The following is a 25920-nucleotide window of genomic DNA, read 5'->3' on the forward strand; positions in this document are numbered from 1 at the left end:
GAATTTTTACCCTGTAAACAAATCTCAATAGTGTGTTTGGCAAGTGCTGACACACGCAAGATGAAGGACACATACTGTGACTGAATTGTTCTACGACGACGATGCTGATCTCTCGATCATCCAGGGCCGCAAGGTTGCCGTTATTGGATACGGCTCCCAGGGACATGCCCACTCTTTGAATTTGCGCGACTCCGGTGTTGACGTCCGCGTTGGTCTCAAGGAAGGCTCCAAGTCCCGCGCCAAGGCTGAGGCTGAGGGTCTGCGCGTTGTCTCCGTGGCAGAAGCTGCTGCAGAAGCAGACGTCATCATGATCCTCACCCCAGACCAAGTTCAGGCCAAGGTCTACGCAGAAGAGATCGCTGACAAGCTCGAAGAGGGCAACGCACTCTTCTTCGGCCACGGCTTCAACATCCGTTTCGGCTTCATCAAGCCCCCAGCAAACGTTGACGTTGCCTTGGTTGCTCCAAAGGCTCCAGGCCACACGGTTCGCCGCGAATTCGAAGCTGGCCGTGGTATCCCTGACTTGATCGCTGTGGAACAGGACTTCACCGGCAAGGCAAAGGAATTGGCTCTGTCCTACGCAAAGGCTATCGGCGGCACCCGTGCAGGCGTCATCGAAACCACCTTCACGGAAGAGACCGAGACGGACCTCTTCGGCGAGCAGGCTGTTCTCTGCGGTGGCGCTTCCCAGCTCATCCAGTACGGCTTCGAGACCCTCACGGAAGCTGGCTACAAGCCAGAAATCGCGTACTTCGAGGTTCTTCACGAGCTCAAGCTCATCGTTGACCTCATGTGGGAAGGCGGCATCGCCAAGCAACGTTGGTCCGTTTCTGACACCGCTGAGTACGGCGACTACGTTTCCGGCCCACGTGTCATCACGCCACAGGTCAAGGAAAATATGAAGGAAGTTCTTGCCGACATTCAGTCCGGCAAGTTCGCACAGCGCTTCATGGATGATCAGGCCAATGGCGCCAAGGAATTCCTTGAGCTTCGCAAGAAGGGCGAGGATCACCCGATCGAGTCCACGGGCCGCGAACTTCGCAAGATGTTCAGCTGGGTTGCCGCTAACGATGACTACCAAGAGGGTTCCGTAGCTCGCTAAGGCAGGCTCGATAATCGCATTTAGCGTTCCATACAGTAGTCAATGACGACGCCGCCGCTCCAGAAATACGGAAGCTGCGGCGTCGTTCTGTCTTGATTTTTTGAACCCCACCACCCCACAACCAAAGGTTTTCCCTCGTGACCGCAAAACCCATTGTTTTGATCGCCGAAGAACTCTCGCCCGCCACCATTGAGGCGCTTGGTCCAGATTTCGAGGTGCGCAACACGAACGGTGCAGACCGCACCGAACTCTTGCGCGATATCGCCGATGTAGACGCCATCTTGGTGCGTTCGGCAACGCAAGTTGATGCTGAGGCTATCGAAGCCGCTAAGAACCTCAAGGTCATCGCCCGCGCCGGTGTGGGCCTGGACAACGTTGATATCAAGGCCGCCACGGTTGCCGGCGTCATGGTGGTCAACGCTCCTACCTCCAACATCATTTCTGCGGCTGAACTCACGGTGGGACACATTGTGTCTTTGGCTCGCAACATCCCAGCTGCGAACGCCTCGCTGAAGAACGGTGAGTGGAAGCGCTCCAAGTACACCGGCGTTGAGCTCTTTGAGAAGACCGCAGGCATCATCGGCTTGGGCCGCATCGGCGCTTTGGTTGCCGCACGCTTGCAGGGCTTCGGCATGGAAATCGTTGCGTACGATCCCTACGTCACGCCAGCCCGCGCCCAGCAGTTGGGTGTGAAGTTGCTGTCCCTCGACGAGCTGTTGGAAACCTCTGACTTCATCACCATCCACATGCCAAAGACCCCAGAGACCCTAGGCATGCTCGGCGAGGATGCCTTCAAGAAGATGAAGAAGTCCGCGTTTGTTATCAACGTGGCCCGCGGTGGCCTCGTGGATGAGCAGGCGCTGGAAGCTGCCCTCGACGCTGGCGAAATCGCTGGCGCCGGCATCGACGTGTTCGTCAAGGAACCAGCAACGGATGTTCCTTTCCTTGGCCGCGAGAACGTCACCGTGACCCCGCACTTGGGTGCGTCCACGGATGAAGCACAGGAAAAGGCAGGCATCGCCGTTGCCAAGTCCGTGCGCCTCGCCCTTGCTGGCGAATTGGTGCCGGATGCTGTCAACGTCGCCGGTGGCGTCATCGCTCCAGAGGTTCGCCCGGGTATCCCGCTCATCGAGAAGCTTGGCCGTATCTTCGCCGCTCTCGCAACGGACCGCGTGGTCAACGTGGACATCGAAGTTGCTGGCGAAATCGCTGCCTTCGATGTCAAGGCTCTCGAGCTGTCCGCACTCAAGGGTGTCTTTATGGACGTTGTCTCCGATTCCGTTTCCTACGTCAACGCTCCTGTGCTTGCAGAGCAGCGCGGCATTGCTCACCGTCTCCTCACCACCTCGGTGTCTGAAGAGTTCCGCAACGTTTTGACCATCTCCGGCGCTCAGGCCAATGGCGATCAGATCTCCGTCTCCGGCACTTTGACCGGTCCTAAGCAGGTCGAGAAGCTTGTCGCTGTCGATGGCTACGAACTCGAAATGCCGTTGGCTGAGCACATGATTGTCCTCCAGTACCAGGACCGCCCAGGCGTGATTGGTAGCTTGGGTTCCTTGCTGGGCAGCGATGAAGTGAACATTGCTGGCATGCAGGTGTCCCGCAGCAAGGCGGGGGAGGCCCTCGCAGTGTTGGCCATCGACAACGCCCTTCCTGAAGGACTTCTCGAGCGCGTTCGCGAAAGCGTTGGCGCCACGGTGGCTCGCGAAATCAACCTGAGCGAGAAATAGCTACCTCGGTTCTTCGCTGAACGCTTCTTGTCAGGCCCGTTCTCGCCAGAACACTGAAGGCGCGGTGTGTACCGCTTGCCCAAAATCCCACTCTGTGAGCTGTGGGACGGACGGCATCCGCATACCGCGCCTTTGGCGTTTAAGGACCCTAAATTGAGCAGGTATGTGATGTTGCGGTCATGTGCGGCCTGAGCCGGGTGAAAATCCCTTTCCGGCCGCGCAATTGCGGTAGATTCTTAGGGTGACTGAGCAGCAAAAAACTTCCGCGCCAGAGCCGTTCTACATTACGACGGCGATTTCCTACCCGAATGGCGACCCTCACTTGGGCCATGCCTACGAGTTCATCGCCACGGATGCGATGGCTCGTTTCAAGCGGCTGGACGGCTATGAGGTGTTCTTCCTGACCGGCACGGACGAGCACGGCCAGAAGATGCTCCAGACGGCCACCAAGGAAGGCCTGACTCCTCGCCAGTTGGCGCAGCGAAATTCGGATCGCTTCCAGCGCGCTCAGCAGGGCCTGGGCATTAGCTTTGATCGCTTCATTCGCACCACCGACGATGACCACCAAGTGGCCTGCCAGGAAATTTGGCGCCGCATGGAAGCAAACGGCGACATCTACTTGGACAAGTACGCCGGCTGGTACTCGGTGCGCGACGAAGCCTTCTACATCGAAGATGACACGGAAGTGCGCGACGGCGTTCGGTACTCGAAGGAGACCGGTACCGAGGTTGAGTGGACTGAAGAGGAATCCTACTTCTTCCGCCTCTCGAAGTACCAGGACAAGCTTTTGGAGCTCTACCGCGACCAGCCTGACTTCGGCGCTCCCCGTTCGCGTTTCAACGAAGTCATCCGCTTCGTAGAGCGTGGCCTCGAAGATCTTTCGATTTCCCGCACCACCTTTGACTGGGGCATCCCGGTACCCGGTAATGACAAGCACGTGATGTACGTGTGGGTGGACGCGTTGACGAACTACCTCACGGGCGTGGGCTACCCAGATCAGGATTCGGAACTGTTCAAGAAGTTCTGGCCAGCGGACGTTCACGTCATTGGCAAGGACATCTCGCGCTTCCACGCCATTTACTGGCCAGCATTCTTGATGTCGGCCAAGATCGAGTTGCCCAAGCGCATCATGATCCACGGCCACCTGCACAACAACGGCATCAAGATGTCCAAGTCTTTGGGCAATGTGGTCTCGCCTGAAGATTGGGTGCGCTCCTACGGGCTAGACCAAATGCGTTTCTTCTTGCTCCGTGAAGTTCCTTTCGGAGCTGACGGCAACTACTCGCATGATGCCATTGTGGGCCGCATGAATTCTGATCTCGCGAACAACTTGGGCAACCTCGCGCAGCGCTCCTTGTCCATGGTGGCTAAGAACTTGGACGGCGTCGTGCCGGAACCTGGGGAGTTCACCACAGCGGACCAGGAGATCTTGGACAAGGCCGCCGAACTTCTTACGATCTCTCGTGGCTACTACGAGACGCAGGAATTCAGCCGTGCGCTCGAAGCAACGTGGGCTGTCCTGGGCGATACGAACGCGTACTTCGCCGAGCAGCAGCCGTGGGTACTCCGCAAGACGGATCCTGCACGCATGGCCACCGTGCTGTACGTGACATTGGAAGTTCTGCGTCGCGTGTCCTTGCTCGTTCAGCCAGTCATGCCAGATTCTATGAGCCTACTGTTGGACGCACTCGGTCAGGCCGAGGGTGCGGGACGCACGTTCGCTTCCTTCAATATCCCGCTCGCTGCCGGCACGCAGCTTCCTGCACCGCAGCCGATCTTCCCCAAATATGAGGAACCTGCTGAAGCAAAGTAATTATTGCTGACCTAGCATCATGAGAAGGGCCTGTTTACCGCGCCGTGAGGCGAAGCAAACAGGCCCTTTTCTTCGTGCACTGGCTCAGGCCACAGCCTCCCGCATGCCTGCGACGGGGCTGAGACGCACCGCGCGGCGGATCGGAACGACGGCCGCGAGCAATCCGGCGATCATTGCGCCCACGAGCACGAGTCCCAACATGAGCCACGGCAGGCTGATGACGAGCGGGGCAAAAGATCCCATGGCTGCTTGAGCTCCCGCGAGGCCGTACCCCACGCCCAAGAGCACTCCCAGGACGGCTCCGGTGACGCTGACCAGCAACGCCTCACGAGCAATCATGGAGCGCAGCTGGCGCGTGGTGAGTCCCAAGGCCCGCAAGAGCGAATTTTCTTGGGACCGTTCAATGACGGACAGGGACAGCGTGTTGGACACGCCAATCACGGCAATCAAAATCGACACCGCTAGCAAGCCGCTGACGATCATGAGCAGCATGTCGATGGTACCGCCAATCGAGGCGCGCATCATGGCCGCACCGCCGATATACATGGGTGGGATTCCCACAGCAGCAGAAATGTCATCGCGCAATTGGTTGATCGAGTTGGCGTCCAGTCCCTGCGCTGCCCGTGCATAAATCGTTCCGGAGTCACCGGCGGTCGGATCCGTAAACTTCATGGGTACAGTGAGTCCCAGGGCGCGAGCGGTTTCAGTGCTCATCATGGGTTGCAAGTAGTCTGCGCCAGCGTGAACCACCGGTACAGTGACCGAGCTGCCGTCGGTTTTCAACACGTCGAGGGTGTTTCCCGGCACCAGCTCCTTGCCAACAACCACGGAACCCTGAGGGGGAATGGTTGCTGGATCGTTGAGAACTTTCGCGAGATCGGTTGCAGACGCGGCCAAGACATTTCCCGAACCATCGGTAATCCCCACGGTTTGCATCAGAATGGCGGCTTCAATTCCTCTGATCTGTGTAAGTTTCTTGGCATCCGCTTCTGTCAGTGGTGTCTGTGTCGGGTCAACCGTTCCGAGGCTGAAATCGACGGGGTACTGACTGGACACGGAGCCGTCGAGGGTTGCCTTGGCCACGGTGCCGCCCGTTAGGAACATCGTCACCAGTGCTACGCCAATGATCAGCGCGGTTCCGGTGGCGGAGGTGCGGCGCGGTTGGCGCACGGCGTTGAGCGCGGCGAGCTGCGCGGGTGCGGACTTGCGTCCGGTCAACCCTCCCAGCGCGCCAACGGCACGCGGGATAAACACGGGAGCCAGTACGACGACGCCGCTCAAGGACACGATTCCGCTGAGGAAGGCGATGGTCAGGTTTGGGAAGAAGACCGAGAACACCACGAGGGCAGCCGTTCCCACCACGAACAACACGAGTCCGTAAGCAAACGTCCCCTTCGAGAGCCCCAGCGAGGGCCGCCCACGGTTGGAGCCATGAGCGAAGTCATGGGAGTCGGTGGACATGTCTTGCGGGCGCAAAGCTTCGAGAGGCGCGACGTTGGTAGCGCGACGCGCAGGGGAGCCGGCGGCCAAGACAGTCAGGATGGTGCCAACGAGTACCGGAATCCAGATGGACTGATGATTCGCCGCAAAAGTTGTATAGGCCGCGCCAGGAAGGGTCTTAGCCCATGTCACGAGGCCAAACATGACTGCCATGCCTGCAGCGACGCCGAGAATGCTTGCTATGAGTCCCAGCGCGAGTGCTTCGAGTCGCACCATGCGGCGTACTTGCTTTCGATCCGCACCGAGCGTGCGCAAGAGACCCAATTCGCGCGTTCGCTGAGCCACGATCACAGCAAAGGTGTTGCTGACCACTAGCGTCATGACGAAGAGCGCTACACCTGCGAAGATCAGGAGCACGGGGGTGAGCACATCGGTGCCACCGGAGAAGCGCGCAATGCTGTCCTTGACTGCGGCTTCTGGAGTCTTGAAGGTCACGAACGTGAGGTTTTCGTGCTGTGCAAGAGAAGTCAGGTTACCTTGAGCGGTGCTTGGCTGAATGCCGGGTGCTAGCTTGAGAGCAATGGCTTCAAAGCGGAGATCTTCTTTCTGCAGAGACTTGACGAGCGAAAGGTCTGCCCATACTTGTACGCCAAAGGAATTCGTGGGGTCGTTGCTGTTCGCCGCGATTCCCGTGACTTTCGCGGAGAGCCCGTCGAGCGTGAGAGTGTCGCCGATAGAGAGCTTGAGCCGGGCTGCTTGAGACTCGGGGACGGCAACTTGGGCGGCACCTTGAGGCGCTTTACCTTCAATGATCTTCATGGAGCCGAACTCAGGGTTCGACGGAGCAATGTTCACCGAGGCCATGTCAATAACCGTGCGCTGACCGCTTGAGCTGGCGGGATCCGGCTGGGTGATGTGAAGCTGCGCGGACGACGTGCCGATAGGCTGCGCCACACTCACCAAGGACGTTCCTTTGGCGAATGCAATAGAGGTCTCGTTGAGGGCGGTATTTCCGTCGGTGCTGACTGGTGTGCGTTCCAGTGCTTCAGCGTCAATCTGCATGACCAGGTCTGCTCCGCGATAGTTCTCACCGAGGCTGTTGCCGAACGAAGCCTGGGACACGGACTGAACCAAGAGGGTGGCGGTCAGGAAGGCGGCGCCCACCATAATGGCCAGACCCACGGCGACGTAACGTCGCCAATAGGCATTCAGTGTTGAAAGTGCAATGAGCTGCATGTTAGACACCCACTTCCGTGAGCGCGCCGGTGACGGACTGCACCGTAGGGGAGGTGATGGTGTCAACCAAGGAGCCGTCACGCATGACTAAGACTTCGTCGGCATAGGTTGCCGCAGCGGGATCGTGAGTCACCATGATGATGGTCTGACCTTCGTCGGCGCACGTCCGCAAGAAGCCCAAGACGCTTCGTCCCGAGTTCGTGTCGAGATTACCCGTGGGCTCGTCCGCGAAGAGCACGGCTGGGTCAGTTGCCAGCGCGCGAGCAATCGCCACACGCTGCTGCTGACCGCCGGAGAGTTCGTGGGGCTTGTGGCTCAATCGTTCCTGCAAGCCAAGCATCGTGGTGATGGATGCGATGCGTGAAGCATCCGGCTTCTTGCCATCGAGCAAGAACGGCAGCTCAATGTTTTGGCGAGCGTTCAGCGTGGCCACCAAATTGAAAGCCTGAAAAACAAAGCCGACGCGGCGTCGTCGTAATTCAGTTAACTGCTGGTCCTGCATCGCCGTGATGTTCTGGCCCTCAATGTAGACCTCGCCACTGGAAGGATTATCGAGGCCAGCGAGGCAATGCATAAGCGTGGACTTGCCAGAACCCGAAGGGCCCATGATCGCCACGAAGCGTCCCGAAGGAATCGACAAGGAAACATCGCGGAGTGCAAACACCACGTTTTCCCCGGAGCCGTACGTTTTAGTCAGTTGATGAGCGGAGACAGCGAGAGATTCAGTCATAGCATTCACACTATGAAGCTGTGCCCCCTCTAGGGATCAGCTCGGAGTTCCCTCTTGCTCGGAACTTTTGTCCACCCTTGGTATGAGAACCGCGGAGAGACCCCTAAGGGGAAACCACGCCTGCCTGATATGCGATGACCACTACGTGGACGCGATCTCGAGCGTTGAGCTTAGACAAAATGCGCCCCACATGGGTTTTTACAGTGGCCATGGACAAGAACAGCTCTTCAGCGATCTCAGGGTTGGACTTACCCTCAGCCACTTTGACGAAGACGTCATACTCTCGCGGGGTCAGCATGCTGACAAGCTCAGCAACGCCATCGGAGCACGCCTGGTTGCGAGACAGCAAGGGGGATACGTGCTCCAACAGTCGGCGCGTGGTACTCGGCGCGATGACAGCATTGCCCGTGTGAACCGTCCGGATACCGGACAAGAGATCCTCCGGTTGCACGTCCTTGAGGAGGAAGCCGCTAGCGCCAGCCTGGATGGCAGCGAAGGCGTACTCGTCATGGTCGAAGGTCGTGAGGACCACGATGCGCGGGGGAGTCGGGCGGCCATGAACAGAAGGCAAAGACAAGAGCTTCTCAGTGGCCTCGATGCCGTCCATTTCCGGCATGCGAACGTCCATCAGGATGACATCGGCGGAGAGGATCGCGGGGGACTGCAGTGCTTCACGTCCGCTCCCCGCTTCGGCGATCACCGTGAGATCCGGCTGAGAATCAATCAGCATCTTGAAACCGCTACGGACCAGCACTTGATCGTCCACAAGCGCCACACGAATGACGTCTGCGGCAGAGTGTTCATCAGTGGAAACGGTCATGAATTTAGCCTCGCATATGGAACTAGAACTTCTAGCCTGAACCCGCCCGCAAGATCCGGACCAGCAAAGACAGTGCCACCAAAGTGTTCCACGCGCTCGCGGACGCCGCGCAGTCCTTGGCCCAAACTGTCAGTGGAGGCAGTGAGTCCGCCGCGGCCGTTGTCCCGCACAATGAGTCGCACGCCGTCCACGCCCCACCGGATGATGACACGTGCGCTCGCAGCCGGTCCGGCGTGCTTGATGACATTTGTTAGACCTTCTTGAGTTGCCCGGTAGAGCGTGAGCTGGGAGCCTGCGGGCAACGAATGACGGCTGCTCGAATCGCGCAAGTGTTCTTCTTGGAACTCCACTTTGAGTCCGGATTGCTCGGCGTTGCGCAACAAATCTGGAATGTCCGCAAGAGTGGGCGCAGGACGCAGGGCGGCTTCGTCGTCGTCCTGTCTCAGAATTCCCAGCAGGGTACGCATCTCAGTGAGTGCACCGCGACCCGTGCTGGCGATAGTTTCGAGGGACTGCTTGGCGAGATCCGGGTGGGAATCGATCCCGTAGCGCCCGCCGTCTGCCTGGGCGATCATGACGGACAACGAGTGCGCCACGATGTCATGCATTTCGCGGGCAACGCGGTTGCGCTCATCCGCAGCGGCCAGTTCGCGCTCTACTTGGTTTTCGCGTTCCAATCGCTCGGCACGAGCATTGAGCGTAGCTACCATCTCACGACGATGCCGTGTCATTTCTCCCACCAACCAAGAGAGCCCCACAATGACGGCCAGTGCGCAAAAGATCACGACGGACTGCAGTAAGTCCGTCCGTGCAACCGGGGCATAAACGATCGTGGCAATTACTGCACCCAGAAGACCCAGACCTAGGCCTAACCACGACGCGAAGCGCGAGCCGTGAGTAGCTGCGGAGTAGACGGCGAGGGGAACTGCAATTTGAGACGGCAGCACTGTGAAGAGCGCAGCCACTTGAATGAGGCAGCCGGCCGCTACTAACAGCAGCATCAGTAACGGATACTTTCGGCGAATAGCCAGGGGTAATACTTGTAGTGTCACGGCGAGGGCGGTCACGCGGCTCACGTCATCCGTCCACCGCAGTCCGGCGCTCAGAATCAACACCACAAGCCACAGCAACACGGCGACGATCGCATCCAGCCACCATGGCCGGTGAGTCATCAATCGATCGAAAGTAGCGCGCCATCCCATGGGAATTAGCGTAGCGAACCCAGAAGCCACGGCGACGCGTTGCGCGAGTGAGAAACAAGAAGTTCACATATTGAGATCGGTTGCTCAGCATACGGGACGCAGTTCTAGACTTGAAGGCATGACGAAGAGCATCGATATTGCAGTAATTCCCGGCGATGGCATTGGCCCAGAAGTGATTGCGGAGGCAGTCAAGGTCCTCAAGGCGGCTGCGGCCGTGGATCAGCTCGATCTCTCTTTCACGGAGTACAAGCTTGGCGCCGCACACTGGCTCGAGACCCAAGAGACGCTCAGCGATGAGACCTTGGAGAAGCTGCGTGGCCACGAAGTCATCTTGTTCGGCGCCGTCGGCGCTGACCCGTCTGACAAGCGCGTGCCGTCCGGAATTATTGAGCGCGAACTGCTCTTGAAGCTTCGTTTCAGCCTGGATCACTTCGTGAACCTGCGCCCTGCCAAGTCCTACGACGGCGTGCCGACTCCGCTGGCAAACCCCGAAAAGATCGATTTCGTGGTGGTTCGCGAAGGTACTGAAGGACCATACGCTGGCAACGGCGGCGTCTTGCGCGGCGGCACCCCTCACGAGATCGCCACTGAAGTTTCCCTCAACACCCGTCACGGCGTGGAGCGCGTCGTGCGCGATGCTTTCCGCCGCGCTTCATTGCGTGAGCGCAAGCACCTGACCTTGGTTCACAAGCACAACGTGCTGGTTAATGCCGGCCGCTTGTGGAGCCGCACGGTGGAAGAGATTGCACCTGAATTCCCTGAGGTCACGCGCGATTACATGCACGTTGACGCCGCCACCATTTACATGACCACGGATCCGGGACGCTTCGATGTCATTGTCACGGACAACCTCTTCGGCGACATCCTGACGGACCTCGCGGGCGCCGTTACGGGCGGCATCGGCTTGGCTGCGAGCGGCAACATCAATATGGACCGCACCGCCCCATCCATGTTTGAACCAGTTCACGGCTCCGCTCCGGACATTGCCGGCAAGGGCATCGCGGATCCCACAGCGGCCATTTTGTCTGCTGCATTGCTGTTGGAACACGTTGGCCAGCACGACGCCGCAGCTCGCGTCGAGCGCGCCGTCGAAGCGGACATTGCTGCTCGCGCAGGCGGCGAACAGCGATCAACGTCACAAATTGGTGACGCGATCGCTGCACGCGTGGCGTAATCTGAACGTACTTAGAGGAGGAACCGTGGAAACACTGACATTTCGTCGCGACCTCTCGCAACATCCCAAGAGCGAGACGGAGCGAGCCGAAATCCTGGACAATCCAGGATTTGGCAACTACTTCACGGACCACACGGCAGTTGTCGATTACAGCGTCAATGCACAGGGCGAAGGCTCTTGGCATGATGCACGCATTGAACCGTATGGCCCCATTGCACTAGACCCATCCGCTGCCGTGCTGCACTACGGCCAAGAGATCTTCGAAGGTCTCAAGGCGTACCGCCACGCAGACGGAAGCATCTGGACTTTCCGTCCCGAAGCCAACGCAAAGCGCTTGAACACTTCTGCGCGACGTTTGGCGTTGCCGGAACTTCCAGAGTCCGTCTTCTTGGACGCTCTGCGCGAGCTCGTATCTGTGGACGCCGCTTGGGTGCCATCAGGTGATGGCGAGGCACTGTATTTGCGTCCGTTCATGATTGCCACGGAACCGTTCTTGGGCGTGCGCCCAGCGCGTGAAGTCTCCTTCCGCGTGATCGCTTCCCCTGCTGGAAACTACTTCGGCGGCGAATTGCACCCGGTCTCCATCTGGCTGTCTGAGCACTACGCTCGCGCTGGCCGTGGCGGCACGGGTGAGGCTAAGTGCGGCGGTAACTACGCTGCATCCTTGGCTGCGCAGCTTGAAGCGGAAGCCCATGGTTGCCAGCAGGTCCTCTTCTTGGATCCGTTCAACGACAACGCCGTGGACGAACTCGGTGGCATGAACGTGTTCTTCGTGTTCAAGGACGGACGCATCGTCACCCCTGAACTCAACGGCAACATCCTGCACGGTGTAACTCGTTCCTCCGTACTGGAAATCGCCAAGGAACGCGGACTCACCACGGAAGAGCGCAAGATCACCCTTCAGGAATGGAAGGACTCCGTCGCCGACGGAAGCCTTGCAGAGGTCTTCGCTTGCGGTACCGCTGCTGTGATCACGCCGATTGGTGAGCTCAAGACCACCACCGGATCCATCGTGACTCCGGAACCTGACGGCGAACCTCACTGGAAGGCAATTCGCGAAGAATTGCTGGGCATCCAGACTGGAACGCGCGAAGACACGCGCGGATGGCTCACGCGATTGGCCTAGCTTCACTTCGAGTGAAACTCCCATGATGAGCGCTTATCGCTAAGTGATGGGCAGACATTGTGTCGTAGTCGGTTCTTTCCATGCGAAAGAGCCGACTACGCTTTTAATGTGCGTATTTTAGTTACTGGGGGAGCTGGATACATCGGCTCGCATACTGTCCTGCAATTGCTCGTGGCTGGACACGACGTATGCGTCGTGGACAACTACTCGAACTCTTCGCCAAAAGCACTTGAGCGCGTCTACGAACTGGCCAGTGCTGAAACGGCAGGGGACCCGTCGCTACATGTCGCCGAGATTGATCTGAACGACGCCGACGCGCTGGATCTCTTGTTTGCTGATGTCACGCCGGAAGCGGTCATCCACTTTGCTGGCTTCAAAGCCGTGGGTGAGTCTGTGGCGGAGCCGTTGAAGTACTACCGCAACAACATCGTTGGAACCATCACGCTTCTGGAGACGATGTCTCGCCACGGCGTGAAGAATCTGGTCTTTAGCTCCTCAGCCACCGTCTATGGTGACGCGAAGGAGCTGCCAGTCGCCGAGGACGCGCCTCGCAGCGTGACTAACCCATATGGACGCACCAAGCTCATGATCGAGGAAATTCTCGAAGACTTGGTACAGGCAGATCCTGAGTGGTCTGTGGGAATTCTGCGCTACTTCAACCCCGTTGGTGCTCATCCATCAGGACAGATCGGCGAAGATCCGCAGGGTATTCCAAACAACTTGATGCCGTTCATCGCTCAAGTAGCGGTGGGACGCCGCGAGGCCGTCAACGTCTTCGGCAACGATTACCCCACACCAGATGGAACCGGCGTCCGTGACTACATTCACGTCGAGGACCTGGCCGAGGGGCACTTGCAAGCAGTCGATTACGTTGCCAAGAATTCGGGCTGGCGCGCCTGGAACCTTGGAACTGGCAAGGGCGTCTCGGTGCTGGAACTTATCGCTTCGTACTCCAGGGCATGCGGCCGCGAACTGCCGGTCAACATCACGGACCGCCGTCCAGGTGATATCGCAGAAAGCTACGCGGACGTGTCCCGAGCCGAGCGGGAGCTGGGCTGGGAAGCAAAGAGAAGCGTCGACGAAATGACCGTGGATTCGTGGCGCTGGCAATCTGCGAATCCGCAAGGTTACCGCGAAAGCTGAGCGGCGTCGTCGTACTAAATTTTTCACCGCATAGAATCTAAGCCATGCGTATTGCTCGATTTGTTGTTGACTCTGATCCTATGTACGGCGTGATTGAGGGGGACGAGGTCACCCAGATCGCGGGCGATCCCTTCTTCAACGGCGTTCAGCCCACCGGCCAAAAGTTTGCCCTTGACGATGTTCGCTTGGTGGCTCCCATCATCCCGCGCTCCAAGATTGTGTGTGTGGGTCGCAACTACGCCGATCACGTGAAGGAGCTCGGCAACGAAGTTCCAGCGTCACCGTTGCTGTTCTTCAAGCCCAACACCTCCGTGGTGGGTCCGAACGAGCCTGTCACCTTGCCTTCTTTCTCGGAAGAAACTTCCTACGAAGCAGAACTTGCTGTGGTCATTGGCCGCATTTGCAAGGATGTTCCGGTCGAAAAGGTCAACGACGTTATCTTCGGCTACACCTGCGCTAACGATCTGACCGCTCGCGATGCCCAGCGCTCCGACGGACAATGGGCGCGCGCTAAGGGCTGGGACGGCTCCTGCCCGCTGGGTCCATGGATTGAAACCGAACTGGATACGGATAACCTCCGTGTGACGTCGCGTCTTGATGGCGAAACCCGCCAAGACGGCAACACCGCAGACATGATTTGGGGCATCCCGGAACTCATTTCCTACATCTCCGAAGCCTTCACGTTGTTGCCCGGCGACGTCATCCTCACCGGCACTCCTGCTGGCGTGGGACTGGTGCGCGAAGGCCAGCGTTGCGAAGTGGAAATCGAGGGAATCGGCACGCTTCAGAACGTGTTCCGCTCGCACTAAGTCACTCTTAGATGACGACGACGCCGCGGTGTCGGGGATTTCATGTCCCTGTGCCGCGGCGTTGTCTGTTCTAGGGGACTAGAATGGCGAACATCATGGCTTCTGAAATTTCAATCCCCACCGTTGATGAATCTACCCCCGTGCGCGTGCGCTTTTGCCCGTCGCCAACGGGAACCCCACACGTCGGACTGATCCGCACCGCGCTGTTCAACTGGGCCTACGCCCGGCACACCGGCGGCAAGATGATCTTCCGCATCGAAGACACGGACCAAAAGCGCGACAGCGAAGAGAGTTACTTGCAGTTGCTCGACGCGCTGAAGTGGCTTGGTATCACGTGGGACGAAGGCGTGGAAGTGGGCGGCCCGCACGAGCCGTACCGTCAGTCGCAGCGCTCTGACATCTACCAGGACGTCATCGCCAAGCTTGTTGCTGGCGGACACGTCTACGAGTCTTACTCCACCCCAGAGGAAATCGAAGCCCGCCACAAGGCGGCCGGCCGCGATCCGAAGCTGGGCTACGACAACTTTGACCGCGAGCTCACCGCCGAGCAGATTGCTGCTTTCAAGGCCGAGGGTCGCGAGCCCGTCTTGCGCGTGCGCATGCCAGACGAGGACATCACCTTCAACGACTTGGTACGTGGCGAGATCACCTTCGCCGCCGGCACGGTTCCCGACTTCGTGGTGGTGCGCGCCAACGGGCAGCCGCTCTACACCTTGGTGAACCCGGTAGATGATGCTCTCATGGGCGTCACGCACGTGCTCCGTGGCGAGGACTTGCTCTCTTCCACGCCCCGTCAGATCGCCTTGTACCGCGCGTTGTACGCCATTGGCGTCGCGGAGTACATGCCGCTCTTCGGTCACTTGCCATATGTCATGGGTCAGGGCAACAAGAAGCTCTCCAAACGCGATCCAGAATCAAGCTTGTTCTTGCACCGCGAGCGTGGATTCATTCCAGAAGGCCTCTTGAACTACTTGGCACTTCTAGGCTGGAGCCTTTCTGCAGATGAAGATATCTTCACCGTGGAGCAGCTCATTGAGCACTTCGATATTCACGACGTGTTGGCGAACCCAGCACGTTTTGATGTGAAGAAGGCAGAAGCCATCAACGGAACCCACGTGCGCATGCTCGACGCGAAGGACTTCCGTGACCGCTTGGTGCCATACCTCCAGCACGAAAAGCTTGTGGGGGAGACGCTCACCGATCGTGAGAACGAAATCCTCGACGCAGCCGCTCCGCTGGTTCAGGAGCGCATTGGTCTGCTGGGCGAAGCTCCACACATGATGGCGTTCTTGTTCACCGCCGATGAAGACATTGTGGTGGCTCAGGACGCTCTGAAGGGCCTGCCTGGAAACACGGACGAGATTCTGGCTGCCGCTACCGAGGTTCTCAAGGGAATCGAAACCTGGGACGCTGCAAGCCTCGAAGCCGGACTGCGCGCCAAGCTCATCGACGAAATGGGCACGAAGCCACGTTTGGCCTTCGGCCCGTTGCGTACCGCGATCTCGGGACAGCGCATTTCTCCGCCGCTCTTTGAGTCGATGGAGATCCTGGGCCGCGAGTCCTCGATGAAGCGCATTGCAGCCTTCGGAGTGGACATCAACGAGGTTTAGGTCACATCTTTGCGGAGCAGGGCCTCTCGGTTTGGAATTGAGGCTCTGCTCCTGTAAAGTAGTTTGTCGTGCCGGGGCGCTGAAAGAACGGGTTTAGACCCACTTTCAAATTCGATTCCGGCGCATTGGGATATGGTGTAATTGGCAACACTACGGTTTCTGGTACCGTCATTCTAGGTTCGAGTCCTGGTATCCCAGCGATGAAGTTCCTCGGGATTTCACCGATAACGGGAAAGTAATTGAGTCTCCAAAAGATTCGAATACTTTCCCTTAATATATCGTGACGGCCCCATCGTATAGCGGCCTAGTACGTCGCCCTCTCACGGCGGTAACGCGGGTTCGAATCCCGCTGGGGTCACGGTCATATGCAGGACTTCGGTTCTGACGTATGTGTATCTTGGCCCCATCGTATAGCGGCCTAGTACGCCGCCCTCTCACGGCGGTAACGCGGGTTCGAATCCCGCTGGGGTCACTCTACAAAATCCTCCGGTCGCCCGGGGGATTTTGCTTTTGCGTAGCGCTTTTTGAATTCGCCACGCAATCTGCCTGAACATCTGGCGCATAACCGGGGTTATAGGACATTAAAGTGTGTCTGATGGGGCTTGGTTGCCTTTATCGGCGCGGCTAAACGGGTGTTGGCATACTTTTCGTTGTTTATTCGGGAAGCGTGGTTGACAACGAGCGTTTATGCGTCCTGTGTGGTGGCGGGCTGAAAAGGAACGGTTCCACGAGTGCTGGAGCTACCAGGTATCGCTGTAAATCGTGTGGCGCGAGTAGTTCTGAACGGATACAACGCGTCGACGTGCGTCGACGCCACGAGCTCTCCCGATTCCTGGAATGGCTGCTGGGAAACAAGACTCAATCCCAAGTCGCTCAGGGCGTGGATCCACGCTCGTTTCGTCGCTCCACACACTGGTGCTGGAACATTACTCCCGCGATCGAGGTCACCGGAGAGATCTATCCGGAAGTCCAGCTCGACGGCATCTATCTCGGTTCCTGGTGTTGCTTGATCGCGATCGCTGGCGAACACGTCATCGGTTATCAATGGTGTGACACGGAAAAACGCGTGGCGTGGGAACAGCTCCTAACTCGTTTCCCCGCACCAGATTTGGTCGTGATTGATGGTGGTTCCGGGCTGGCATCCGCGCTGAAACATTGCTGGCCCGAGACCCCTGTTCAACGCTGCCTGGTGCATATTCAACGCAACGTGCGCGTGCTGATCACGATGCGCCCCCGCACGACCGCGGGCCGCGAACTACGGGCTATTTCCCTTGCCCTGACACGGATCACGAGCCAGGATCAAGCGCGTGCATGGCTACTTGCACTCAACCAGTGGCACGGAAAACATCACCAGATGCTGAACGAGAAAACCTACCGTTCGCACCACCGTGGTTCGCTGCCGCAAAGCGTGAGGCCGCACCAGCGCTGGTGGTTCACACACGACCGGCTACGCAAGGCCTACCAACTCCTCGAGCGCGCCAGCCAACAAGAAGTCCTGTTCACCTATCTCAAAGACGAGCACCGCTCACGGAACGCCTCATCAACAACGAACAGGATCGAAGGAGGCATCAACGCGCAGCTACGCAATCTTCTACGCAACCATCGCGGACTGACCCCTGAGCACGCTAAACGAGCCGTGGAATGGTTCCTCTACAAGCACTCCCAGAACCCAGCACCAGCCCACCAACTCATCAAAAAAGAACACTACGAGCCCGTCGCCTACACGCAAGAAATCGAGGAACACATCGGACCCGCAGAACTCGGAACAGGACTCAACGCAAACGAAGGACTCTGGCACCGAAAAGGATGGGCCGGCCGCGCCTCCTAAAAAGACACGCCCGACCCAGACACACATTTATGTCCTATAACCCCATAACCGGGGCTGTCCTGACGCCGAGTTGCCACTTTAACGTCGTTATCCATGTCTTTACTGCGTTAAATTGGCAACTGGATGTGTCAAGAGTGGATTGCTGGACGCGTTGGATGTATTCGTCGTCTGTATGCGTCTCTCCTGGCACTTCGATCTATTTCAGAGTGCCAAGTCGGCGCAGGTCAACAAATGCCTTCTTTCCAAGCGCTCTAGTAATCTGATCTGGTGAGCTCTCTTCTTGTCACCGGCGGTGCCGGCTTCATCGGTTCAAACTTCGTCCGCTACGTTCTCGACAACACCGATCACCACGTGACGGTGCTGGACAAGCTCACGTACGCAGGGCACCGTGAGTCCTTGAGCGGCCTGGATCCGCAGCGTTTCACCTTTGTTCAGGGTGATATCTGCGACGCACCCCTCGTCGGTGAACTCATGACGCAAGCGGACGCCGTCGTGCACTATGCGGCTGAAAGTCACAATGACAACTCGCTCAACGATCCGCGCCCGTTCCTCGACACCAACATCATCGGCACCTACACGCTGATCGAAGCGGCCCGTAAGCTCGGCAAGCGCTTCCACCACATTTCCACAGACGAGGTCTACGGCGACCTTGAGCTGGATGATCCGGAGCGTTTCAAAGAGACCACGCCATACAACCCATCGAGCCCGTACTCGTCCACGAAGGCCGCCTCTGACATGTTGGTGCGCGCGTGGGTGCGTTCTTTCGGTCTCCAGGCAACGTTGAGCAACTGCTCCAATAACTACGGCCCTTACCAGCACGTCGAGAAGTTCATTCCTCGTCAGATCACGGAAATCATTGATGGACGCCGCCCCAAGCTGTACGGCAAGGGCGAGAACGTTCGTGACTGGATTCACGCAGATGATCACTCGTCTGCTGTGTTGACCATCTTGGATCGCGGAACCATTGGTGAGACTTATCTCATTGGTGCGGACGGTGAAAAGAATAACCGCGAAGTCGTGGAAACCATTTTGACGGCCATGGGCCGCGATTCTCAGGACTTCGAGCACGTGACGGACCGTGCCGGCCACGACCTGCGCTACGCGATCGATTCCACCCGGCTGCGCACCGAATTGGGTTGGCAACCGCGCTACACCGACTTCCAAGAAGGCATCTCCCGGACAATCGCCTGGTACCAGGACAACGAGCAGTGGTGGCGTCCGCAAAAGGAAGCCACCGAGGCGTTTTACGCAGCCCGCGGTCACTAATAACTCGCTATCACTTATAAGGGAATCCCCGTGGAATTTTCGCAACCATTGACGATCACGCCTGTCCCAGAGATCCCTGGCATATTTCTACTGAAGCTGCCCGTCCACGGTGACAACCGTGGCTGGTTCAAGGAGAACTGGCAGCGCGAGAAGATGCTGGCTTTGGGCCTCCCGGACTTTGGCCCGGTCCAGAACAACATCTCGTTCAATGACAAGACGGGCACCACGCGTGGCATCCATGCTGAGCCGTGGGACAAGTACATCTCGGTTGCTACCGGCCGTATTTTTGGCGCGTGGGTCGATTTGCGCGAGGGGGATTCCTTCGGTCAGGTGTTCACGGCCGAGCTGGATCCATCCACCGCGATTTACGTGCCGCGTGGCGTGGGCAATTCCTACCAGACCCTCGAAGACAACACGGCGTATGTGTACTTGGTCAACGATCACTGGTCCGCTGCAAAGCAGTCTGAATACACCTTCCTGAATCTGGCCGACGAGACCGCTGCGATTCAGTGGCCGATCCCGTTGAGCGAGGCGGAGCTATCCGCCAAGGACGAGGCGCACCCGCGTCTGGCTGACGTCACGCCGATGAAGGTTCCTTCGCAGAAATACTTGGTGATTGGCTCGAACGGCCAGTTGGGCCGCGCGTTGCGTGTTGCATTGACCGAAGATCAGGCCGTGTTCACCACTCGTGCGGAGCTTGATCTTGAACAGCAGGACGCGGACGCCGCCAATTCGCTGGCGCAATGGAACCTGAGCGATTTCGCGGCCGTGATCAACGCCGCCGCTTACACCGCGGTGGACGCTGCTGAGACCGCTGAGGGCCGCGTCGCCGCGTGGGCCGCCAACGCTGAAGCTGTGGCCCGATTGGCGAAGGCCTGCGCAGTTGCCGGGGTTCCGCTGGTTCACGTGTCTACGGATTACGTGTACGACGGCGCCGCTTCCGGAGAGCTGCCAGAGCAAGGACACTTCGCTCCCTTGGGGGTTTACGGGCAAAGCAAGGCAGCTGGCGAGCTTGCAGTATCCGTGACGGACAAGCACTACATTGTGCGCACGAGCTGGGTGATCGGCGACGGCAAGAACTTCGTGGAAACCATGAAGCAGCTTGCAGGCCGCGGCATCGAGCCATCGGTGGTGTCTGATCAAGTGGGGCGTTTGACCTTCACGGAAGACCTAGCCGCGGCGATCCTTCACTTGCTGAATTCAAAGGCGCCATATGGCATCTACAACGTGTCCAACGGTGGCGAGCCATGGTCTTGGGCCGATATTGCGCGCGAAGCTTTCGAAGCTGAGGGTGTCTCTCGCGACGCGGTCACAGGCATCACCACGGAGGAGTACTTTGCGGGAAAGAGCGCAGCTCCGCGTCCCCTCAATAGCGCCTTTGATTTGTCCAAGATTAGGTCCACCGGATTTGAACCGCGCGACCAACGCGAAGCTCTGAAAGCCTATCTAGGCGACTAGCCGTTAATTATTAAGGCAAGATAAACGAGTGACTACTTATAGTTCCTCGGAAGAGCACGAGTCGTTGGCACAGACGGCCATGCACGCGGTGACCACTCTTGAGACGGCGCGCGCTGAACTTTATGCAGCGTCATTCCCTCTTGAGCTAGGTTCCGCCGATCAGGCACGACGCGAACGCACGGCAACCATCCACCAAGTGGATGACTACGTGTTGCCACGCTACAGATCTCTCGATGCCCCACTGCTTGTGGTGGTTGGTGGTTCTACGGGTGCGGGCAAGTCCACGCTGGTCAATGCGCTGGTGGGACACCCTGTCACGCGTGCCGGAGCGATTCGCCCCACCACACGGCAGCCCATTCTGCTGCACCACCCGAGCGAAGAAGAGTGGTTTGCCACTCAGCGCGTGCTTCCTGGCCTCAAGCGCGTCAAGGGACGCCGGGCTCAGCCGGATGAGCGTATTCGCGCAACCGAGGCCGGCGACACGCCAGATCCGAAGGCCATTGGCTCCGTGATTCTCTTGGCCGAAGATCGAGTTCCTCAGGGCGTCGCACTGCTCGACGCGCCGGATATTGATTCCGTCTCCGATGACAACCGCGCACTCGCGAGCCAGCTTCTTGCGGCCGCAGACTTGTGGCTCTTCGTCACTACGGCAAACCGCTACGCCGATGCCATCCCATGGCGCCTGCTTGTTGATGCCGCGAGCCGCGACATCACCGTAGGTGTGGTGCTGGACCGTGTTCCGGCCGAAGCAAGCCAAGAAATCAGCACCCACTTGCGTTCCATGCTGAGCGCCGAGGGACTCGCGGACTCGCCACTTTTCGTAGTGGAAGAAGCTTCGCTTGACGCTCAAGGAATGCTTCCGGCAAGCACCGTGGCTCCGATTCACGACTGGCTGACCGAGATCGCCCAGACATCATCGGGTCGCGCAGATTTGGCCCGCAAGACGCTCAACGGCGCGGTACGCCATCTGGCAGATCGCATCAAGGTCATCGGCGATGCCGAACTGGATCAGGTCAATGCTGCCCAGCGTCTGCACGAGGATGTTGTCACGGCATACCAAGACGCCGCCGTGGAAATCGAAGGTGCTACCAAAGACGGCACGCTCTTGCGTGGCGAAGTACTGGCACGCTGGCAGGACTTTGTGGGAACGGGCGAGTTCTTCCGTTCGCTCGAGACGACCATCGGTCGACTCCGCGACCGCATTGGTTCGTTCTTTACCGGAAAGCCTGCTCCTGTCGAGACGGTAGAAGAGGCCATTGAAACCGGCCTCCACGCCGTGATCGTCAGTGCTGCTGCACGAGCCGCCGAGGTCTCCGAACAGCGGTGGAAGTCTGAGTCTGCTGGCCGTGCACTCATCGGCACCGAGGACCTCGCCACCGTATCGCCAGGCTTTAGCGAGAAAGTTGCCGAGGAAGTGCGTCTCTGGCAGGGCGACTTACTGGAGCTCATTCACCAAGAAGGTGAGGGCAAGCGCATGACCGCGAGAATGGCATCCTTCGGCGTCAACGGCGTGGCTGTTGCTCTCATGATCGTGGTGTTCGCTTCTACAGCTGGCCTAACGGGTCTTGAAATCGGCATCGCCGGCGGCTCCGCGATAGTGGGTCAAAAGCTTCTTGAAGCCATTTTCGGTGAGGACGCAGTGCGTCGCTTGGCGAAGACGGCCCGCGAGCAGCTGAACGGACGCGTCGACCGCTTGCTCAGTGAGGAATCTTCTCGCTTCACGCGTCGTCTTGATGACGTTCGCTCCGAGGCAGAGGTGAAGCAGCTGATTCAGGCAGGCCGCGAACTCACCGCGCTGTCGCAAGGCGCGGCACCTAAGTCGACGTCCGCACCGCTGAAGGAGAACGATGGTCAAGCATAGAGATCAAGTTCAAGACCAGTCGCCGCTCACTCTGCGGCTCGAGGCGCTCAATGAGGCTCGCGAGCTTGGTGAAGGACGCGTACAGGAAGCCACGCTCGAAGCGACGCTGGCGGTTCTGGAACGTGCTGCAGCGCGCCGTTCCTTGAGCGCCGAGCACACCGTCGTGGGCTTCTTCGGCGCCACGGGCTCCGGAAAATCCACGCTTTTCAACACCGTCACCGGTGAAAACATCGCACGCTCTGCAGCGACCCGCCCCACCACGAGCCAACCACTGGCTGGCATCTGGGGTTCCGAAGGCGCAGGTCCGTTGCTGGACTGGTTGGACGTTGCGGAACGTCACGTCCTCGATGACCCAGCGGTGGGAACTGGAGGTGGGGCGGCGTCGTCGTCCTCGGAAAATTCTGCGCAACCCACGAAGCGCGGCTGGTTCCGTAAGGATCCGGTAGCCCCCGGCGGTTTGATCCTGTTGGATCTTCCGGATTTCGATTCCACCGAGCTCAAGCACCGCGAAATCGTGGAGCGGCTGGCCGGCATGGTGGATGTCATTGTGTGGGTGCTGGATCCGCAGAAGTACGCAGATGCCACAGTGCATCACGACTTCATGCGCAAGTTCAGCGCGCACGGCTCCGTGACCATGGTGGTGCTCAACCAGATTGACCGCCTCGATGCTCGCGAGGTGCCGCACGTGATTGATTCCTTGCGTGGCATCATGGCCGACGACGGCCTGACCAAGGTGGATCTTTACGCGGTCAGCGCGCGCACAGGCGAGGGCGTGGACAAGCTTCGTGCCGCGATCCGTGGCGTCGCGAATGAACGCGCAGCCCTCTCGTCTCGTCTCCTGGCGGATGTTGAACGCACCTCGAATGCGCTGGCGGAAGGTGCCACGGGGGAGAAGCTCGCCAAGATCGAAAGCGTTGACGAGCAGCGTTTGGCGCGACAGCTCGCGCATTCTTCCGGCGTTGACGTGGTGGTTCGTGCCGTTGAGCGTTCCTATGCCCTGGATGCGGGTGCCAAGACTGGCTGGCCGGTGACGCGTTGGATGTCCCGGTTGCGTCCCGATCCGTTGCGCCGCTTGAACTTGAAGTCGAAAGACGTCAACCCGATTGTGAACCGGACGTCGCTTCCGAAGGCAGGGGCCGCCCAGCGCGCCGAAGCCGACGGGGCTGTGCGTGAATTCGCCGACCGTGCCAGCGCTGGCGCCCCAGACGCATGGCGTTCGTCCATTCGCCGTGCCGCGCGCGGGTCCGCGGAGATTCTGCCGGATCGCCTAGACCAAGCCATCGCCAGCACGGATCTGTCCGCGAATAAGGGCTCGTGGTGGTGGCCGGTTCTCTCGGTCATCCAGTGGATCGCGTTGCTTGCCGCCGTCGTTGGATTGGGTTGGCTCGGCGTGATCTTTGGCCTGCAGTACTTCCAAATTCAGCCGCCGGAAACGCCAATGGTTGAAGGGTGGCCAGTTCCCACACTGTTGGTGGCGTTCGGCGTGCTGCTGGGTATTGTTATCGGCATCGCGGGAAGCGTGTTCGCGCGTTTCGGGGCGAAATCGCGTGCACGGACGGCCCGCAAACGCTTGCAAGAATCCATTCGCGCCGTGGCCCACGAGTATGTTGCCGCCCCGGTCAGCGCTGAAATTGATCGCTACAACAGCTTCATCAGCGCAGTTTCGCGGGCCCGCGGCGAGAAGGATCGGCGCCGCTAGCGGATGACCACTTTTGAGAACGACGACGCAGCTCACCTCCCCGAAGAATCCTTAGCTGCCGCTGTGGTGCCGGATGCTTCGGTGGAGGACTCGGGTGAGGGTCGGCTCATTGGCCGCCTGCTGTCACGGTATCGCTCTGCTCCCGCGCTTTTGGGCCCGGGCGACGACGCTGCCATGATCGCCGCGCCCGATGGACGCTTCGTGATTTCCGTGGACACGCTCGTGGAGAATCAGGACTTCCGAGTTGTCTGGCCGAGCGGTATGCAAACTTCTGGGTACGACGTGGGCTGGAAGTCCGCGGCCCAGAACTTGTCAGACATCAACGCCATGGGTGCCGTTGCTACAGCTGCGGTCATCAGTTTGAGCCTGCCCACTGACACACCGATGGACTGGGTGGAAGGCATCGCGGAAGGATTCTCCGATGCTCTCGAGACATTGGGTGCTCGGCAGTGTTCGATTGCCGGCGGCGATGTGGGCCGGTCTGGTGAAATCTCCATCACCGCTGCGGTGACGGGAACTCTCCAAGGTGCCGATCCACGCGTACGTTCCGGTGCGCGGGCGGGGGACATCGTAGCTGTGGCCGGGAATTTGGGCGCAGCAGCCGCGGGATTGTCCTTGCTGGATCAGGCTCCGGTGAACTCTGTGGCAGTTCCCGAGACGTGGAGCGAAACCGAACGTCGTTGTGTGGAGCTGCAGTTGCGACCAGAACCGCCGCTGAGCCAGGGACCTGTTGCCGTTCAGCATGGTGCCACGTCTATGATGGACATTTCCGACGGCCTGCTCCGGGACGCGAAGCGAATTGCCCGCTCGAGCGGGGTGGTGATGTCCATTAGCTCCGAGGGCGTGGATTTCGACGCCGCCCTATTGAAGGACGCCGCGGCACGGTGTGGAGTGGACTCTCGTGCGTGGTCATTGACCGGGGGAGAAGGGCACGCTCTTCTCGCGACCTTCCCTCGCCTCACGGACGTACCGCAGGGGTGGAACGTGATCGGCGAGGTTCTTGCGGGCGAGGCGAGCGTGCTCGTAGACGGTATGGCGCCTCAAGAGCTCGGCTTCGACCACTTTTCGTCTTAGTGAACTTTCCTAGCGGTCTTTCAAAGCGTCGCTGAGATTGTGCGCTGCCTGGACAACCACTTCTGAGTACAACCGACCGGGCTGACGGGTCAGACGTTCAATCGGTCCAGAAATCGAGACGGCCGCAACTACTCTTCCGGACGGACCTCGAACCGGCGCAGACACCGAAGAAACGCCGGGCTCTCGTTCGCCCAAACTTTGTGCCCAACCGCGGCGGCGGACCGCCGAAAGAATGGTCGGCGTGAAGCGGGCGTTGGTCAGCCCTTCCAAAAGACGTGCATGGTCTTCCCACGCCAGCAGCACTTGCGCCGCCGATCCAGCTCTCATAGAGAGCTTGGTGCCCACAGGAATGGTATCTCGCAAACCTACTGGACGCTCAGCACTCGCTACGCACACGCGGAAGTCGCCTTGGCGGCGGAACACCTGCGAGGACTCGCCCGTGGCGTCTCGCAAGCTGATGAGAATAGGTCCGGCAGCCGTGGTGAGCCGGTCCTCGCCGGTAGCGGCGGAAAGTTCAACGAGTCGCGGCCCCAACATAAAGCGACCCTGCATGTCCTTGGCCGCCATGCGGTGGTGGACTAGCGCTTGAGCAATACGGTGCGCGGTGGGTCGGGCAATCCCTGTCGCCGACACCAATTCCGCGAGGGAGACTGGTCCTGCTTCGAGTGCGTTGAGGATCGCGATCGACTTATCCACAACGCCTACGCCGCTACCGCGAGTGAGCGCGTCCAGGCCCTCATCGCTAGAGGTGAGCTGCGGCGTCGTAGTTTCATAAGGGAAAGTCATACCGCAATTGTCG

General features: G+C 59.2%; 19 protein-coding genes and 3 tRNA genes. 17 read left to right on the top strand and 5 right to left on the bottom strand.

Annotation, left to right across the window (positions count from 1 at the left end; genetic code table 11):
* The first annotated feature begins 76 nt into the window (after positions 1–76).
* The 3 genes from ilvC (at position 77) to metG (ending at position 4645) form a co-directional block, all read left to right on the top strand.
* Positions 77–1102, top strand: coding sequence for a ketol-acid reductoisomerase (gene ilvC / locus BKA12_RS02795; RefSeq protein WP_183640490.1), 1026 nt, complete (start codon positions 77–79; stop codon positions 1100–1102).
* Positions 1103–1239: 137 nt separating this feature from the next.
* Complete coding sequence (gene serA / locus BKA12_RS02800) at positions 1240–2832, top strand: phosphoglycerate dehydrogenase (RefSeq protein ID WP_183640491.1); 1593 nt, start codon at positions 1240–1242, stop codon at positions 2830–2832.
* 241 nt (positions 2833–3073) lie between these two features.
* The gene (metG, locus tag BKA12_RS02805) at positions 3074–4645 is read left to right on the top strand and encodes a methionine--tRNA ligase (RefSeq protein ID WP_183640493.1); all 1572 of its coding nucleotides are present in this window, start codon (positions 3074–3076) and stop codon (positions 4643–4645) included.
* A gap of 84 nt (positions 4646–4729) precedes the next feature.
* Here metG and BKA12_RS02810 read toward each other — a convergent pair whose 3' ends face one another.
* From BKA12_RS02810 to BKA12_RS02825, 4 genes are all read right to left on the bottom strand, one after another.
* Complete coding sequence (locus BKA12_RS02810; protein ID WP_183640495.1) at positions 4730–7321, bottom strand: ABC transporter permease; 2592 nt, start codon at positions 7319–7321, stop codon at positions 4730–4732.
* Between the two features lies 1 nt (position 7322).
* Positions 7323–8051 carry an ABC transporter ATP-binding protein gene (locus BKA12_RS02815; protein ID WP_183640496.1) on the bottom strand — a complete coding sequence of 243 codons (729 nt, stop codon included), beginning with the start codon at positions 8049–8051 and terminating at the stop codon, positions 7323–7325.
* 103 nt (positions 8052–8154) lie between these two features.
* Positions 8155–8871, bottom strand: coding sequence for a response regulator (locus BKA12_RS02820; protein WP_183640498.1), 717 nt, complete (start codon positions 8869–8871; stop codon positions 8155–8157).
* Positions 8868–10043, bottom strand: a complete 1176-nt coding sequence (locus tag BKA12_RS02825) for a sensor histidine kinase (RefSeq protein WP_183640500.1) — start codon at positions 10041–10043, stop codon at positions 8868–8870. The genes BKA12_RS02820 and BKA12_RS02825 overlap by 4 nt, the downstream gene beginning before the upstream one ends.
* A 148-nt stretch (positions 10044–10191) precedes the next feature.
* On the opposite strand from BKA12_RS02825, the gene BKA12_RS02830 reads away from it, so the two are divergent.
* From BKA12_RS02830 to thiL, 14 genes are all read left to right on the top strand, one after another.
* Complete coding sequence (locus tag BKA12_RS02830) at positions 10192–11247, top strand: 3-isopropylmalate dehydrogenase (RefSeq protein ID WP_183640502.1); 1056 nt, start codon at positions 10192–10194, stop codon at positions 11245–11247.
* A gap of 34 nt (positions 11248–11281) precedes the next feature.
* Positions 11282–12373, top strand: a complete 1092-nt coding sequence (locus tag BKA12_RS02835) for a branched-chain amino acid aminotransferase (protein ID WP_183644446.1) — start codon at positions 11282–11284, stop codon at positions 12371–12373.
* A 108-nt stretch (positions 12374–12481) separates the two neighbouring features.
* Positions 12482–13516: a UDP-glucose 4-epimerase GalE gene (galE, locus tag BKA12_RS02840; protein WP_183640503.1), complete on the top strand. Its 1035-nt coding sequence runs from the start codon at positions 12482–12484 to the stop codon at positions 13514–13516.
* A 44-nt stretch (positions 13517–13560) separates the two neighbouring features.
* Positions 13561–14325 (top strand): fumarylacetoacetate hydrolase family protein, encoded by a 765-nt coding sequence (locus BKA12_RS02845; protein WP_183640505.1) that lies wholly within the window; start codon positions 13561–13563, stop codon positions 14323–14325.
* 95 nt (positions 14326–14420) lie between these two features.
* Positions 14421–15935 carry a glutamate--tRNA ligase gene (gltX, locus tag BKA12_RS02850; RefSeq protein WP_183640506.1) on the top strand — a complete coding sequence of 505 codons (1515 nt, stop codon included), beginning with the start codon at positions 14421–14423 and terminating at the stop codon, positions 15933–15935.
* Positions 15936–16061: 126 nt separating this feature from the next.
* Positions 16062–16133 (top strand) — tRNA-Gln (locus BKA12_RS02855).
* Between the two features lie 87 nt (positions 16134–16220).
* Positions 16221–16293, top strand: a tRNA-Glu gene (locus BKA12_RS02860).
* Between the two features lie 41 nt (positions 16294–16334).
* Positions 16335–16407 (top strand) — tRNA-Glu (locus tag BKA12_RS02865).
* Positions 16408–16602: 195 nt separating this feature from the next.
* Positions 16603–17763: an IS1249 family transposase gene (locus BKA12_RS02870; protein ID WP_183639812.1), complete on the top strand. Its 1161-nt coding sequence runs from the start codon at positions 16603–16605 to the stop codon at positions 17761–17763.
* A 267-nt stretch (positions 17764–18030) separates the two neighbouring features.
* Positions 18031–19029: a dTDP-glucose 4,6-dehydratase gene (gene rfbB / locus BKA12_RS02875; RefSeq protein ID WP_183640508.1), complete on the top strand. Its 999-nt coding sequence runs from the start codon at positions 18031–18033 to the stop codon at positions 19027–19029.
* A 24-nt stretch (positions 19030–19053) separates the two neighbouring features.
* Complete coding sequence (locus BKA12_RS02880) at positions 19054–20487, top strand: sugar nucleotide-binding protein (protein ID WP_183644449.1); 1434 nt, start codon at positions 19054–19056, stop codon at positions 20485–20487.
* Between the two features lie 79 nt (positions 20488–20566).
* On the top strand, positions 20567–22348 hold the full coding sequence (locus tag BKA12_RS02885) for a dynamin family protein (protein ID WP_183644452.1): 1782 nt from the start codon (positions 20567–20569) through the stop codon (positions 22346–22348).
* Positions 22335–24047 carry a GTPase gene (locus tag BKA12_RS02890; protein WP_183640509.1) on the top strand — a complete coding sequence of 571 codons (1713 nt, stop codon included), beginning with the start codon at positions 22335–22337 and terminating at the stop codon, positions 24045–24047. The genes BKA12_RS02885 and BKA12_RS02890 overlap by 14 nt, the downstream gene beginning before the upstream one ends.
* A gap of 3 nt (positions 24048–24050) precedes the next feature.
* Entirely contained in the window at positions 24051–25121 is a 1071-nt protein-coding gene (gene thiL / locus BKA12_RS02895) for a thiamine-phosphate kinase (RefSeq protein WP_183640511.1), read from the top strand.
* Between the two features lie 9 nt (positions 25122–25130).
* Here thiL and BKA12_RS02900 read toward each other — a convergent pair whose 3' ends face one another.
* Entirely contained in the window at positions 25131–25907 is a 777-nt protein-coding gene (locus BKA12_RS02900; RefSeq protein ID WP_183640512.1) for an IclR family transcriptional regulator, read from the bottom strand.
* Positions 25908–25920 lie beyond the last annotated feature (13 nt).

It is taken from the genome of Neomicrococcus lactis, assembly GCF_014200305.1.
GTDB lineage: Bacteria > Actinomycetota > Actinomycetes > Actinomycetales > Micrococcaceae > Neomicrococcus > Neomicrococcus lactis.